We start from the raw sequence: 14,367 nt of genomic DNA, 5'->3' as shown, positions 1-14,367 counted from the left end.
GTGGTCTACGGGCGCCGCGCTCGCAGGGCCGCCTGTCCGGAGCTGCCCGGCGGAGAGGTGTACCCGGGCCCGTCCGGGCTGCGCCCGCGTCGCGCCGGTACGTCGATCAGCGGAACGGATTGCCATGACCAGCGGGTTCAACGGTCCGCAGGGCTACGGCTCGGACCCCTTCGCAGAGTTCTTCTCCCGTATCTTCGGCACCGGGCCCCGTCCCGGTCCCCGCCAGATCGATCTCGGACGGCTGCTCAGCGAGCCGGCCCGGCAGCTCGTCGCCGGAGCCGCGCGGTACGCCATGGAGCACGGCAGCCGCGATCTCGACACCCAGCACCTGCTGCGCGCCGCGCTCTCCGCCGAACCGACCCGGAGCCTGCTCAGCCGCGCCGGGGCGGACCCCGACTCGATGGCGACGGAGATCGACGAGCGGTCCGGGCCGCCCCAGGCCCCGCACCACCCGAGCGAGGCACCGCAGCCGTCCTCGCTCTCGCTGACACCCGCGGTCAAGCGCGCGCTGCTGGACGCGCACGAACTGGCCCGCGCGAGCGGCACCGGTTACATCGGCCCCGAGCATGTGCTCACCGCCCTGGCCGCGAACCCCGACTCCGCCGCCGGGCACATCCTGCACTCGGCCCACTTCGCGCCGCCCGCGAGGCCGCCCGAGGCGGGGGCTCACCCGGAGGCGCGTCCGGAGCGGGCGCGTCCGCCGACGACCCCGACCCTGGACAAGTACGGCCGTGATCTGACCGACCTCGCGCGCCAGGGCCGGATCGACCCGGTGATCGGGCGGGACGACGAGATCGAGCAGACCATCGAGGTGCTCTCCCGCCGGGGCAAGAACAACCCGGTCCTGATCGGTGACGCGGGCGTCGGCAAGACCGCCATCGTGGAGGGGCTCGCGCAGCGCATCGCCGACGGCGACGTGCCCGACATCCTGCTGGACCGCCGGGTCGTCGCGCTGGACCTCACGGGCGTGGTCGCCGGGACCCGGTACCGCGGGGACTTCGAGGAGCGGATGAACAACATCGTCGGCGAGATCCGCGCCCACTCGGACGAGCTGATCGTCTTCATCGACGAGCTGCACACCGTCGTCGGCGCGGGCGGCGGCGGCACCGAGGGCGGGTCCATGGACGCGGGCAACATCCTCAAGCCCGCCCTGGCCCGCGGCGAACTGCACATCGTGGGCGCGACCACGCTGGTGGAGTACCGCCGTATCGAGAAGGACGCGGCGCTGGCCCGCCGCTTCCAGCCGATCCTGGTGCCCGAACCGACGGTCCCGGACGCCGTCGAGATCCTGCACGGACTGCGCGACCGCTACGAGGCCCACCACCAGGTCCGCTACACCGACGAGGCGCTGGTGGCCGCCGTGGAGCTGTCCGACCGCTATCTCACCGACCGGCATCTGCCGGACAAGGCGATCGACCTGATCGACCAGGCCGGGGCGCGGGTACGGCTGCGGGCGCGGACGAAGGGCACGGACGTACGGGCCATGGAGCGCGAGGTCGAGCAGCTCACCCGGGACAAGGACCAGGCGGTCACCGACGAGCAGTACGAGCAGGCCACCCAGTTGCGGGACCGCATCACCGAGCTGAAGACGCGGATCGAGCAGGCCTCCGGGGACACCGAGGCCGACGAGGGACAGCATCTGATGGTCACCGCCGAGGCCGTCGCCGAGGTGGTGTCCCGGCTCACCGGCATCCCGGTCAGCCGCCTCACCGAGGAGGAGAAGAAGCGGCTGCTCGCCCTCGAGGAGCATCTGCGTCAGCGGGTCGTCGGACAGGAGGAGGCGGTCAGCGCGGTCGCCGACGCGGTACTGCGCTCGCGTGCCGGGCTCGGCAGTCCGGACCGGCCGATCGGCAGCTTCCTCTTCCTCGGTCCGACCGGCGTCGGCAAGACGGAACTGGCGCGCGCGCTCGCGGAGGTGCTGTTCGGCAGCGAGGAGCGCATGGTCCGGCTCGACATGAGCGAGTACCAGGAGCGGCACACCGTCAGCCGTCTGGTGGGCGCGCCGCCCGGATACGTCGGCCATGAGGAGGCCGGTCAGCTCACCGAGGTCGTACGGCGGCATCCGTACTCGCTGCTGCTGCTCGACGAGGTCGAGAAGGCGCACCCCGATGTCTTCAACATCCTGCTCCAGGTCCTCGACGACGGTCGGCTCACCGACTCGCAGGGCCGGACGGTGGACTTCACCAGCACGGTCGTGGTGATGACGAGCAACCTCGGCTCCGAGGCGATCGCCCGGCGCGGGGCGGGTATCGGGTTCGGGCCGGGCGGCGCGGAGGCGGGCGAGGAGGCGCGGCGCGAGCAGATCCTGCGTCCGCTGCGCGAGCACTTCCGGCCCGAGTTCCTCAACCGCATCGACGAGATCGTGGTGTTCAGGCAACTGACCGCCGACCAACTACGGCGTATCACCGATCTGTTGCTCGACCGGACGCGGCGGCGGCTGCACGCGCAGAACATCGACGTCACGTTCACCGATGAGGCCGTCGACTGGCTGGCGCAGCGCGGCTTCCAGCCGGAGTACGGCGCCCGGCCGCTGCGCCGCACCATTCAGCGGGAGGTCGACAACCAGCTCTCCCGGCTGCTGCTGGACGGCCGGATCGAGCGGCACAGCCGGATCGTGGTGGACGCCAAGGGCGGTCAACTGGCCTTCCGTACTCAGCCGTCGGCGGCCGCGGAGGCGGGTGACGAGACCGCCGCGTCGGCCGATCCTGGCGGTACCGCGTAGCCGGGTACGGACGGCCAGCGCACGGTCAGGACCACCGACTCCTCCTCCGCGATCCAGGAGTGGTCGACGCCCTTGCCCCACACGACGTAGTCGCCCTGCTGCTCCAAGAGGACGCTGCGGCCCGGGAGTTCGACGCGGAACCGGCCGCTGATGAGGACCAGGAGGGCGGTGCGCTCCTCGCCCCTCACCCACTGGGCGCGCTCGTCACCGACGGGGTGGACACCCCACTTGATCTCCACGGCTTCGCTGTGGCGCGGATCGCCGGTGTCCTTGAAGTGACCGAGCAGCCAGCCCCGGTCCAGTGCGGCGTCCTTGCCCGCGTTGCCTACATACACAGTGTCGTTCACATCCTGGCACGCTAGCAGCCGCCCGGTGGACGCCGACTAGGGCCTTTCGTTTGGATCAGGCCGGATCAGGGAGCGGGGTCTGGTGCCGTGTATCGCAAGGCGGAGGAGGGCGGCAGGGCGGAGTCCTGCCAACCGACGACAACGCGGCGAGGCGCGGTGCCAGACCCCGCGAGCCCGGCATGATCCAAACGAGAGGCCCTAGGTGGCCTGGAGGAACCGGCGCAGGATGAGGTGGAGGGTGGCCAACTGCGCGGTCGGGTCGAATCCCGGGGTCGTGGCCGCGCTCGTGTAGAGCGTGGCGATCAGGGCCAGGACCCAGGTCGCGGTGTCGTTCGGGTCCAGGCCGGGGTCGATCCGACCGGCGTCGGCGGCCTTCGCCAGGAGGGCCGCGATGGCCGCGTGCTCGTCGGCGTTGCCTCGGCTGAGCAGTGCGTCGAGTTCGGCGTCGCGGTACGCCTGAACCATCGCCTCCATCACCAGCGGTGGGGCCAGGGGCTCCGCCGCCGGGGCGGCGAGGAAGTCCACGAGCTCCATCAGCGCGTCCCAGGGGTCGTCGGCGGCCAGCGCCTGCGCCAGACGTTCGGCCTTGTCCTCTCCGTCGTCGTCGAACACGGCGAAGAAGATGGCCCGCTTGTTGGGGAAGTAGTGGAAGAGGTTGCCCGCGCTGATGCCCGCGACCTTGCAGATCTCGGCGGTCGTGGTGCGCTCGAAGCCCTTCTCGGCGAACAGGGATGCCGCGACGCCGAGGATGTGCCGTCGACGTGCCTGATGCTTGGCCGGGTCGACCGTCCTCATGGCGTCCTTCCTGACCGATTCCTGCCGGACCGGGCCCTGTCTGACCGAGCCCCTGAGGACATCACCTTACCCAACCACCACCATAATTAGACCGAGCACTCGGTTTATGATTAGGCTCGTAGTCATCACCCACACCCCGTAGGGAAGGAACCGCCATGCCCTCTGCCCTGAGCGCTGCCGCCCCCGCGCCCACCCCCACCCGAAGGCGCTCACTGCCGCGCAGACTCGCCCCGGTGGTGGGCCTGTTCGTGCTGTCCCCGATCTGCGCCGAGTACCTCATCGGCTACGACCAGATCATCGGCCACCCCCGGGAGCTGCTGACCGGTCTGCTCTTACTCGCCCCGCTCTACGGCGCACCCGCGCTGCTGATCCGCGAGATCACCCGCCGAACCGGGCGCGGCTGGCCGACACTTCTGCTGCTGAGCGCGACATTCGGCCTGATCCTGGCGGGACTTGTCGATCAGAGCCTGTTCAACCCGGACTTCTTCGACGACCCGTCCTGGGCCCAGGAGCGCACCCCCACCCTCATCCCGTCCCTGGGCATCAGTGTGGGCCATGTACTGAACTTCCTCGCGGGCCATGTGATCTGGAGCTTCGCCGCGCCGATCGCGGTGGTCGAGGCGTGTGTTCCGGACCGGGCGGACGAGCCATGGCTGGGCAAGGTCGGTACGAGCGTGGTCGTCGTGCTGTATCTGCTGGCGGTCCTGGTGTTCCACCACGAACTGACCCGCGACTTCACGGCGTCCCCCACTCAGTTGGGCATCACGGCGACGATCGTGCTCGCTCTGGCCGTGAGCGCCTTCGCGCTACCGCGTCACCACTCGCCCCTCACCAAGCGGGCCCCCTCCCCCTGGCTGCTGGCAGTCGCGGCTGTCATCCTCCTGGCGGCCCATCAACTGGTGCCGTCCACCTGGCTGGGCAGCGCCATGGACGTACTCGTGCTCATCTCGCTCGGCGGCCTGCTGTGGTGGTGGTCGGCCCGGAAGCAGTGGAGCCGCCTGCACACCCTGGCCGTGGGCGGCGCCGCCCTGGTGGTCAACGCCGGGCTGTCCTTCGTGGTCGACCCCCTCGGTCAGGTGTCCTACACCGCCAAGTACGGCGCCAACACGGTCCTGATGCTGATGGTTCTGGCCCTGCTCGCATGGGCGCGACACCGCGTACGCGCGGTGGCGTCCACCACACCCGCCCCACAGGCACTCCGCTAGCCTTGCCGCCACATGCCGACTCGTTCCGGAACGGCCGGGAAGAGATACCGGGAAGAGATACATCGTGACTGTTCTGATCGCCGGTGGAGCCGGTTACATCGGAAGTACCGTGGCCTCGGCCTGTATGGACGAGGGGATCACCCCGGTGATCCTCGACAGCCTCGTCAGCGGCCGTAGAGAGTTCACCGAGGGACGGGCCTTCTACGAGGGTGACATCCGCGACGGCGCCCTGATCGACCGGATCTTCTCCGAACACCCGGACATCTCGGCCGTGGTGCACTGCGCGGCGCTGATCGTGGTCCCTGAGTCCGTCGCGGACCCGATCGGCTACTACGAGGCGAACGTCAGCAAGAGCCTGGACTTCATCCGTCATCTCCGCAGGAACGGCTGCGATCGCCTCGTCTTCAGCTCCTCGGCCTCCATCTACCGGGCCGACGACGGCTCCTCGGTGGACGAGGACTCACCCCTGGGACCGCAGAGCCCGTACGCGCGGACCAAGGCCATGTGCGAGGAGATGTTCGCGGACATCGCCGCGGCCGGGCAGATGCGCGTACTGTCGCTGCGCTACTTCAACCCCGTCGGGGCGGACCCGAAGATGCGTACGGGGCTGCAACTCAAGCGGCCGAGCCACGCGTTGGGCAAGATGATCCAGGCGTACCAGGAGGGCACGGCCTTCCCCGTCACCGGGACCCAGTACCCGACGCGCGACGGCACGGGCATCCGGGACTATGTGCACGTCTGGGATCTGGCCGCGGCCCATCTCGCGGCGATCGACCGCTTCGACGCCCTTCTCACAGAGGCGCGGCCGTCGCTGGCGATCAACCTGGGCACGGGCTCGGGCACCACCGTACGGGAGTTGTGCGCGGCCTTCGACCGGGTCGCCGACACCCCGCTCACCACCGTGGACGCGGAGCCGCGCCCCGGCGACGTCGCCGGCGCCTGCACGAGGAGCGACCGGGCCCGCCAACTCCTCGGCTGGACCCCGAAGTTCTCCCTGGAGGAGGGCATCCGGGCCTCCCTGGACTGGATCCGGGTACGCGACGAGATGCTGAAGGACTGACGCCCCTCGACGCGGACCCGCTCACGTAGGAATGAACCCCGGCCACCAGGCCGGGACATTCCCCGGACACATGGGTGCGGGATAAGGGGGTCGGCCGAGGCGTTCACACCGACATCGCACGACGCCCATACCCGGCTGACGACGAAGACCGCGACCAGGGCTGTCGGGATCCCCAGCAGTGCCCCCGCCCGAAATCCCACCCCCCACAGCCCGGACTCCTTCCGCACCTCCGGCACCGCCTCCACACCCACCCCTTCCGGCCGAACCTTCAACCGAGGCTTCGGCGCCGCATGATCACCACGCTGCCGACCGCCCGGTCGTGCGTGCCCTGCTCAGAAGATCCGGTCCAGCGCGACCAGCGGAGCCACGGTGCTCCGCCTCATCGACCTCCCGTCGAGCCCGTCGGGTTCACGACCATCGCCGAGCCTCCCCCGCGGCGTGCCGTCTCCGCCGCCGCCAGCCACTTGCCGTTCGGGAGGCGTTGGACGCCGGTGGTCGCGCCGATCTCGGGGTTCGGGGTGAAGGAGTGGCCGATCGCCTCCAGTCGGCCGCGTAGCGCGCTGTCGTAGAGGGCGGGTTCGAGTTCTGTCTTGGCCGCGTTGCGCTGGCTGGCGCGGGGCGCGGCGATCGCGTCGACCAGGGGCAGGTGCCGGTCGAGGAAGCCGGTCAGGGTCTGGAGCACCGTGGTGATGATGGTCGCGCCGCCGGGCGAACCGAGCGCGACGACCGGGCGGCCCTGTCGGTCGAGGACGATCGTCGGGGAGATCGAGGAGCGCGGGCGCTTGCCCGGACCGGGCAGGTTCGGGTCGTGGACGGCCGGGTTCGCGGGGGCGAAGGAGAAGTCCGTCAGCTCGTTGTTGAGCAGGAAGCCACGGCCCGGGACGGTGATGCCGCTGCCACCGGTCTGCTCGATGGTGAGCGTGTAGGAGACGATGTTGCCCCACTTGTCGGCGACCGTGAGGTGTGTGGTGTTCTCACCCTCGTACGTCGTCGGGGCCGCCGTGCCCCCGGTGCCGCAGCGCGTCGGATGGCGTGGGTCGCCGGGCGCGAGCGGGCTGGTCAGTACCGCGTCGTTCTTGATCAGACAGGCGCGTGAGTCGGCGAACTTCTGGGACAGCAGTTCCTTGGCCGGTACGTCCTCGAAGGCCGGGTCGCCCACCCAGCGCCCGCGGTCCGCGAACGCGATACGGCTGGCCTCGATGAAGTGGTGCAGGTACTGCGCCTCGCTCGCCTTCGAGAGGTCGGTCTTCTCCAGGATGTTGAGCGCCTCACCGACGGTCGTACCGCCGGACGAGGAGGGGGCTATGGAGTAGACGTCGAGGCCGCGGTAGGAGGTCTTCGTGGGTGCCTGGAGCTTGGCCCGGTAGGCCGCGAGGTCGCGGGCGGACAGCTTGCCCGGCCGGGCGTTCCAGCCCGAACGCGGGTCCACCGGCGGCTTGTTCACCGTGGCGACGATGTCCTTGCCGAGGTCGCCGTGGTAGATCGCGCCGATGCCCTTCTTGCCCAGCTCCTCGTAACTGCGGGCGAGATCGGGGTTCTTGAAGGTCGAGCCGACGACCGGGAGCGCGCCGTGGGGCAGGAAGAGCTTGGCGGTGTCCGGGAAGGAGCGGAAGCGGGTCTCGTTGGAGGCGGTCTGCGAGCGGAAGGTGTCGTCGACGGTGAACCCGTCGCGTGCGAGCCGCTCGGCCGGTTTCAGGACCGTGCCCAGCCGCTTGCTGCCCCACGCGTCCAGTGCCTTCTGCCAGGTGGCGGGCGTGCCCGGGGTGCCGACGCTCAGTCCGCTGGTGACGGCGTCGTCGAAGGCGAGGGGCTTGCCGTTCTCCAGGAACAGCCCGGAGTCCGCGGTCAGCGGCGCGGTCTCGCGGCCGTCGATGGTGCGCACCGTACGGGACTTGGCGTCGTAGTAGACGAAGTAGCCGCCCCCGCCGATGCCGGAGGAGTAGGGCTCGGTCACGCCGAGCGCGGCGGCCGTGGCGACGGCCGCGTCCACGGCGTTGCCGCCCTTCTTCAGGACCTCGATACCGGCGGCGGTGGCGTCCGCGTCGACGCTCGCCACGGCACCGCCGTACCCGACGGCCACCGGCACCTTCGCCGGGGTCCGGGCGGACGACGGCGGCGCCGCTCCCACCGACACCACGGCGGTCGTGACCGCGAGCACCGCGAGACTCCGTGCGACAGGGTGACGCATTCGTACCTCCAGTCGACGTCCGTCCACGCAGCGTAACCGCATTGCCGGGGTCACGACAGTCTGTGTCGAGCAGCGGGCGCGCGGCGGTGCACTACCATGCGCGCCCATGAACGACGACGTACTCAACATCATCCTGGGTCTGGTGGCCACGGGCATCAGCGCCGGGCTGGGCTGGATATCCCGGACCTACCTGTGGAACCGCAAGCTCCGCCGTCAGCAGGCGTTCCTCGGGCTGCCGGACAACGCGGAGTCCCTGCTCGTCGTCAACCGCGACCCGGCCACCCACGAACCGGCCGTGCACCGCTTCGATGTGTTCGCCCTGCTGGAACTGGCCGCGCTGATCAAGGACTGCGGGGCCCATATGCAGATGGTGACCCAGGACAACGTCCAGCAGAGCTTCGGGGAGCGCACCGAGTTCTGTGTGGGCGGGCCCGGTTCGAACCGGCGCATGCTGGCCCATATGGCGGCGATGCTGCCCGGTGTGCGGGTCAACGTCGCCCCGGATCCGGGTCCCGACCGCAACGCCTTCCAGATCGGCGGTGAGCGCTATCGCATGGAGCCCGGTGTCGCGGAGTACGTGATGCTGGCCCGGCTCACCGCAGGCGAGCGGCGCGAGGCGCGGCCGGTGTTCCTCTTCTGCGGGCAGCGGGCGATCACCAACCAGGCGGCGACGCGCTATCTCGCCCGCAACCACGAGCGGCTGGCCCGCAAGTACGGCGCCAACTCCTTCGTGCTGCTGCTGAAGGTCGTCAACTCGCAGGCGTACGGGCCCGATGTGGTCGAGCTGGTCTCGGATGTGACACGGGCGGCACAGGCACCGCTGCCGACGCCGTCTCCCCGTACGTCGCACCGCGCGCCCTGAAGTCCCGTCCCCCGCACGGCATCGGCCTCTCACGGGCCGCGCCGATCCCCGTCGAGCACAACCCGTCCGGCGCGCAGCTGACCTTCTCCTCGGCGGCGGGCGATGCGTCCTACGTGTCCGTACCGCTGCGCGAGCAGTGATCTCCGGCTGCCGCCGGCCGGGCCTGGCCCTGTGGCTGCCGCTTCCCTCCCCCAACGGCTTTGGGGCCATGACCGGCAGCAGTTGTCCCTGGTCCGGCCGCGGTGGTCGCCACGGCCCCGGTCCTGGGACCGCGCCGCTCTCACCGGGACACCCGAGGGGTGAGCCAGGAGAACAGCACGCCCATCCCGGTGCGGATCGGTGAGACACCATCATCACCGGGATGAACGCCACATCGTAGTCGAGGTTCGACACGATGGGCTTCCCGGAGTGGGCGGAGCCCCTCGTCAGACCTCGGCCACCTCAGCGTAGACCTGCGACAGTTCGGGGGCTCCGGTGGCCGCCCAGGTGTGGCCGTCGGCCACCACGTCGATCTCGCGGCCGGAGGCCAGCCGTACCATGGGGTGGCCGCTCGGGACGATCTGCCAGACGGCTCCGCGGACCGTGCGCACGATGACCGTGCCGAGGTAGAGGCCCGCGTCGTTCCCGAGCCAGGGCAGGATCTCCTCGTCGTCGCGCCAGCGCGGCAGGAGTTGGTCGAGCGCCGCCAAGGACGCGGCCGTGTCGTCGAGTTCGACACCGGACTGCTCGGCCTGGGAGCGCAACAGCCCGCATTCGGCGAGGAGTCCGGTGACACCGGCCGCGTCGGCAGCACTGTCGGAGAGCACCGCGATACCGGAGGCGGCGCCGCGCTTCTTGCGCCGGTTGCCCAGGAAAGGGATGTTCATGCCTCCAGCGTGTCATCGGTGTGTTCGCGCGCACCGTCGTGACACCGCCCGGAGCGCCGCCTATATGTCGAGGTCCACCACCACGGGCGCATGGTCCGACGCGCCCTTGCCCTTGCGCTCCTCGCGGTCCACGTACGCGTCCTTGACCGCCTTCGCGAACGGCTGGTTGCCGTACACGAGGTCGATGCGCATACCGCGGTTCTTGGGGAAGCCGAGCTGGCGGTAGTCCCAGTACGTGAACGGCTGGTCGTACTTGAGGGGGCGCGGGACGACGTCCGTCAGGCCCGTCTCCCGCAGCGAGGTCAGGGCGGCGCGCTCGGCCGGGGTGACATGCGTGGCGCCCTCGAACGCCGCTACGTCGTAGACGTCGTCGTCCGTCGGCGCCACGTTGTAGTCACCCATCACCGCGAAGGGGCGGCTGCCGCCCGCGTCGCCCGCCACGGCCGCCTTCAGGGCCTCGAACCACTGGAGCTTGTACGCGTAGTGCGGGTGGTTCACCTCGCGGCCGTTCGGCACGTACACCGACCAGACGCGGACCGGGCCGCAGGTGGCGGAGACGGCGCGGGGCTCCTGGACGCCCTCGTAGCCGGGATCGCCGGGCAGGCCCTTGACCACGTCGGCCAGGCCTGCGCGGGAGAGCACCGCGACGCCGTTCCACCGGCCGGTGGCGTGGACCGCCGCCTCGTAGCCCAGCGCGCGCAGCTCGTCGTAGGGGAACTGCTCCTCGGAGATCTTGGCCTCCTGGAGGCACAGCACGTCCGTACCGCTGCTCTCCAGCCAGGCCAGCAGCCTGGGGAGGCGAGCGGTGATCGAGTTCACGTTCCAGGTCGCGATGCGCATGTCCCACAACCTACCGGGCGGGTGTGACAGCGCGCCCCCGGTGCGCGGGCCCTGGGGGCGCTCGGCCCTCAGACCTGCGCGGACGCCCCCGGCGTCAGCCTCAGATGCTCGGCTCCGCCCAGCGCGCCGATCTGGTGGTCGTAGATCGGGCGGGCGAGGTCCGTGAGGAGGGCGTCGTGGATGTCGTACGCGCGCCGCGGCTTGACCTCGCGGACGTAGTCGATCACTTCCGCGATCTTGTTCCAGGGCGCCATGACGGGGAGCATCAGCGTCTCGACCGGCTGGTCGGGGACGGTGAGCGCGTCACCGGGGTGGAAGAGCTTGCCGCCGTCGATCAGATAGCCGACGTTCGTGATGCGCGGGATGTCGGGGTGGATCACGGCGTGCAGTTCGCCGTGCACCTGGACGTCGAACCCGGCCGCGGTGAAGGTGTCGCCGTGGCCGACGGTGTGCACACGGCCCGGGAACGCCGCCGAGATCTTCTCCGCGACGGAGGCGAGGGTCCAGATCTCGGCGCCCGGGTTGGCCTCCATCCCGGTCCGCAGCCGCTCCTCGCTGAAGTGGTCCATGTGCTCGTGCGTGACCAGGATGGCGTCCACGCCGACGGCGGCGTCCTCCTCGCTGAACGTGCCGGGGTCGATGACGAGCGTGCGTCCGTCCTTCTCCAGCCGGATGCAGGCATGCAACTTCTTCGTGAGCTTCATGGCTCCCATCCTGCCCCGGCCGGGGCGGCCGGGGCCCGCTCAGCCTGATACCCGTGGTATCGGGCGCGCGTTCACCCCTGGGGGGTGGTCTCCTCCCGGATGATCTGCTGCGCCACCTTGAACGCGCTGGTCGCGGCCGGTACGCCGCAATAGACCGCCGTCTGGAGCAGTACTTCCCTGATCTCGCTCGGGGTGAGTCCGTTGCGCAGGGCCGCTCGGGTGTGGGCGGCGAGGTCGTCCAGGTGGCCGCCCGCGACCAGCGCGGTGAGCGTGACGCAGCTACGGGTGCGGCGGTCGAGGCCGGGCCGTGCCCAGACCTCGCCCCAGGCGTAGCGGGTGGTGAACTGCTCGAAGTCCGCGGAGAAGTCGTCCGTGGCGGCCAGTGTCCGGTCGACGCAGGCGTCGCCGAGCACCTCGCGGCGGATCTTGATCCCGGCGTCGTAGGTGTCGGGGCTGCCCACGGGCTCGGGGGGCAGGGCGACGGGGGCGATCTCGGCCACGGGCGTGACCAGCGGCGCGGCCGTCGGCACCGGCTTCGCCGAGGCCGCCGCGATCGCCGTGAGCTGGCCCGTCGTCGAGTCGAACGCGGGCTGCCAGGCGGTCGAGAAGTGGCGTACGAGCAGATCGGTGACGGCGGCGGGCTGCTCGACGGGGACCAGATGGGAGGCGCCGGGGACGACGGCGAGGCGGGCGTCCGGGATCCCGGCGACCAGGGTGCGCGCCTCGGCGGGACCGGTGACCTGGTCCTCCGACCCCACGAGGACGAGGGTCGGCACGCCGATACGGCCGAGTTCGGTCCGTACGTCGAAGGTGGCGAGCGCCTCGCAGGCGGCGATGTAGCAGCCGGGGTCGGTGGTGCGGACCATCTGCACGGCCCACTCGGTGATCGCGGGCTGGGCGGCGGCGAACCCTCCGGTGAACCAGCGCTCCGGGGACGTACGGGCGATCGGGTCGAGTCCGTTGGTCCGGACGACCACGCCGCGCTGGCGGAACTCGTCGGCCGTGCCGAAGCGGGGCGAGGCCGCGATCAGCGCGAGCGAGGCCAGCCGCTCGGGGTGACGCAGCGCCAGCTCGATCCCGATGGCGCCGCCCAGCGCACAGCCCGCGTAGCCGAAGTGCTGCACGCCCAGGGCGTCGAGGGTCGCGAGCAGCCGGGCGGTGATGTCACCGACGGAGGGCGCGGGGTGCGCGGGGGCGCCGCCGTGACCGGGCAGGTCGAACCGGAAGATGCGCCACTGCTTGGCGAGTTCCGGAACCTGGCGGTCCCACATGTGCCATGTGGTACCCAGTGAGGGAGCCAGGATCAGGACCGGGGCGTCTTCTGGTCCGTCAAAGCGGTATTGCAGGGTGTTCGTCTGTGTCTCGCTCACTCGCCTGAGCCTTTCATCTGTCACGAGATGTCACATCGCTGGGGTGAACCTTGCGAGACACGTCCCACTCTCGACGGCAGGCCCGGCAGGTGTTCCTCCGACGTGTACGCGTGGCCGCGTCGACGGGGATCCTCCAGGCGCGCGCCCTCCCCCGGTCTCTACGAGCAAGGCTTCCCTCCTTGGGCACTGCTTCCAGGCGGTCGGGGTTGCAGCACCGAGTATGGTGGCATGGACGAGACTCGGCGTGGCTCACTGGAAACCTTCCGGAATCTCGCCCAACAGCCGCTCGGACACCACACGTTGGACAAGAGCTGCCCGCCCTCGGTGGAAGACCTGCCGTAGCCGGATGAGCCCGCTGGATGTGCATCGCGTACGCGACTTCCGGTTCGCGCTCCATCAAGATGGTGCCGGTGGGGGCTCCGTTGTTGCGTTGTCGGACCATCCGGCTTGTTTCCGCCGCGCTCTTCGAGATACACGACGAATGGACCGCCTTACCTCGCCGCCGCCTCTCCGAAGGGGATATGGGCGGTATCTACCGCAAACCAACTGTTAGTTCCTCCGTGCCACCCAACGCACCGAAATGCAACCGCCAGTTGATCCCCAACAGCATGGCGAGGGACACTACCCGGCGGATGCGCGTTCCCGACCGAGTGACACTCGCTTCGACATGCTCCCACGCAGGTCATCGGAGGCCATCTACCCAAAGATTACTGGGCAGTTGACCTCATGGTTTCGTGATAGCGTCCTTGTTCAGAGGGACAGTGCAACCTGAAAGGGAAATCGTGAACACGGAGAAGATCGCCGCTCGCCGCCTCTCGCTGGAAGAGGTGACGCAGCTCGGCGTGAAGGACAGGATCTTCGTTTCCGCCGACACGGAAGAACTCAAGCTTCCCGGCTGCTATGTCCCTGCCTTTCTGACCAAGTCCGGTGAGGCTTTCGACGGCGGCTCGATCACGGCGCGAACCGTATTCCAGGAAGAAGTCTCCTGCCTTCCCGACGACGAGGACGAAGCCGGAATCTACTTGGCCGACGAGAACGGCCCGGTGACCATCGAGGTCCTCCAGTCCGCCGGTGTCGTGCTGGACCTCGCGCTCTTCGTCCCCGGTGGGGACAAGGGGTCCCTCACGGCCCTGTACGCCGCGGTCCGGCAGGCGTTCGGCGCCGATGTCGTGCAGATCTGGCGCCAGGGCCTCAAGGAGGTTCCCGACGTGAAGGTCGACATCTTCGAGGAGCAGGTTCCCCGGGGACGCAAGGGGAACGACAGCCCCAAGCGTGACCGTCGCGCGATCGACACCTACCCCACCCGTGCGGACTTCATCGAGTTCTCCGCGGGCTGGAAGCCGGTCGTCGAGGTTCACAAGCCGGTCGTCGACGACACCCCGACCATCTGAGGCAGCGATACCTCTGG

Annotated in this window: 12 protein-coding genes; 5 read left to right on the top strand and 7 right to left on the bottom strand. The window is 70.0% G+C overall.

The window, feature by feature from the left end; all coding sequences use genetic code 11:
- Positions 1-124 precede the first annotated feature (124 nt).
- Positions 125-2,722 (top strand): ATP-dependent Clp protease ATP-binding subunit, encoded by a 2,598-nt coding sequence (locus ACZ60T_RS19115; RefSeq protein ID WP_469666939.1) that lies wholly within the window; start codon positions 125-127, stop codon positions 2,720-2,722.
- Here the strand turns inward: ACZ60T_RS19115 and ACZ60T_RS19110 are convergent.
- Both ACZ60T_RS19110 and ACZ60T_RS19105 read right to left on the bottom strand, forming a co-directional pair.
- Positions 2,653-3,069 carry a cupin domain-containing protein gene (locus ACZ60T_RS19110; protein WP_365623177.1) on the bottom strand — a complete coding sequence of 139 codons (417 nt, stop codon included), beginning with the start codon at positions 3,067-3,069 and terminating at the stop codon, positions 2,653-2,655. The two genes, ACZ60T_RS19115 and ACZ60T_RS19110, sit on opposite strands and share 70 nt — an antisense overlap.
- 198 nt (positions 3,070-3,267) lie before the next feature.
- Positions 3,268-3,864, bottom strand: coding sequence for a TetR/AcrR family transcriptional regulator (locus ACZ60T_RS19105; protein WP_365623179.1), 597 nt, complete (start codon positions 3,862-3,864; stop codon positions 3,268-3,270).
- A 155-nt stretch (positions 3,865-4,019) separates the two neighbouring features.
- Between ACZ60T_RS19105 and ACZ60T_RS19100 the strand changes: the two genes are divergently transcribed.
- Positions 4,020-5,069 (top strand): hypothetical protein, encoded by a 1,050-nt coding sequence (locus ACZ60T_RS19100; RefSeq protein WP_469666938.1) that lies wholly within the window; start codon positions 4,020-4,022, stop codon positions 5,067-5,069.
- 64 nt (positions 5,070-5,133) lie between these two features.
- Positions 5,134-6,129 carry a UDP-glucose 4-epimerase GalE gene (gene galE, locus ACZ60T_RS19095; protein ID WP_469666936.1) on the top strand — a complete coding sequence of 332 codons (996 nt, stop codon included), beginning with the start codon at positions 5,134-5,136 and terminating at the stop codon, positions 6,127-6,129.
- 379 nt (positions 6,130-6,508) lie between these two features.
- On the opposite strand, the gene ggt is transcribed toward galE, so the two are convergent.
- Positions 6,509-8,317 carry a gamma-glutamyltransferase gene (gene ggt, locus ACZ60T_RS19090; protein ID WP_469666935.1) on the bottom strand — a complete coding sequence of 603 codons (1,809 nt, stop codon included), beginning with the start codon at positions 8,315-8,317 and terminating at the stop codon, positions 6,509-6,511.
- A 106-nt stretch (positions 8,318-8,423) separates the two neighbouring features.
- On the opposite strand from ggt, the gene ACZ60T_RS19085 reads away from it, so the two are divergent.
- The gene (locus ACZ60T_RS19085; RefSeq protein ID WP_469666934.1) at positions 8,424-9,179 is read left to right on the top strand and encodes a hypothetical protein; all 756 of its coding nucleotides are present in this window, start codon (positions 8,424-8,426) and stop codon (positions 9,177-9,179) included.
- A 425-nt stretch (positions 9,180-9,604) separates the two neighbouring features.
- Here ACZ60T_RS19085 and ACZ60T_RS19080 read toward each other — a convergent pair whose 3' ends face one another.
- The 4 genes from ACZ60T_RS19080 to pcaDC form a co-directional block, all read right to left on the bottom strand.
- Positions 9,605-10,045, bottom strand: a complete 441-nt coding sequence (locus ACZ60T_RS19080) for a DUF6278 family protein (protein WP_469666933.1) — start codon at positions 10,043-10,045, stop codon at positions 9,605-9,607.
- 60 nt (positions 10,046-10,105) lie between these two features.
- A complete protein-coding gene (locus tag ACZ60T_RS19075; protein ID WP_469666932.1) occupies positions 10,106-10,885 on the bottom strand; it encodes an exodeoxyribonuclease III in 780 nt (259 codons plus the stop codon).
- Positions 10,886-10,953: 68 nt separating this feature from the next.
- Complete coding sequence (locus ACZ60T_RS19070; protein ID WP_365623193.1) at positions 10,954-11,589, bottom strand: MBL fold metallo-hydrolase; 636 nt, start codon at positions 11,587-11,589, stop codon at positions 10,954-10,956.
- 71 nt (positions 11,590-11,660) lie between these two features.
- On the bottom strand, positions 11,661-12,959 hold the full coding sequence (gene pcaDC, locus ACZ60T_RS19065; protein WP_469666931.1) for a bifunctional 3-oxoadipate enol-lactonase/4-carboxymuconolactone decarboxylase PcaDC: 1,299 nt from the start codon (positions 12,957-12,959) through the stop codon (positions 11,661-11,663).
- 782 nt (positions 12,960-13,741) lie between these two features.
- On the opposite strand from pcaDC, the gene ACZ60T_RS19060 reads away from it, so the two are divergent.
- Entirely contained in the window at positions 13,742-14,350 is a 609-nt protein-coding gene (locus ACZ60T_RS19060; protein ID WP_365623197.1) for a hypothetical protein, read from the top strand.
- Positions 14,351-14,367: the final 17 nt, after the last annotated feature.

Source organism: Streptomyces sp. NPDC104371, assembly GCF_055583785.1.
The sequence above is the reverse complement of the archived record's forward strand: the minus strand, read 5'-3'. Positions and strand labels throughout refer to the sequence as shown.

Coding starts and splice junctions, on each gene's coding strand:
- ACZ60T_RS19115 (WP_469666939.1), top strand. CDS start 125: ATGACCAGCGGGTTCAACGGTCCGCAGGGCTACGGCTCGGACCCCTTC.
- ACZ60T_RS19105 (WP_365623179.1), bottom strand. CDS start 3,864: ATGAGGACGGTCGACCCGGCCAAGCATCAGGCACGTCGACGGCACATC.
- ACZ60T_RS19100 (WP_469666938.1), top strand. CDS start 4,020: ATGCCCTCTGCCCTGAGCGCTGCCGCCCCCGCGCCCACCCCCACCCGA.
- ggt (WP_469666935.1), bottom strand. CDS start 8,317: ATGCGTCACCCTGTCGCACGGAGTCTCGCGGTGCTCGCGGTCACGACC.
- ACZ60T_RS19085 (WP_469666934.1), top strand. CDS start 8,424: ATGAACGACGACGTACTCAACATCATCCTGGGTCTGGTGGCCACGGGC.
- ACZ60T_RS19080 (WP_469666933.1), bottom strand. CDS start 10,045: ATGAACATCCCTTTCCTGGGCAACCGGCGCAAGAAGCGCGGCGCCGCC.
- ACZ60T_RS19075 (WP_469666932.1), bottom strand. CDS start 10,885: ATGCGCATCGCGACCTGGAACGTGAACTCGATCACCGCTCGCCTCCCC.
- ACZ60T_RS19070 (WP_365623193.1), bottom strand. CDS start 11,589: ATGAAGCTCACGAAGAAGTTGCATGCCTGCATCCGGCTGGAGAAGGAC.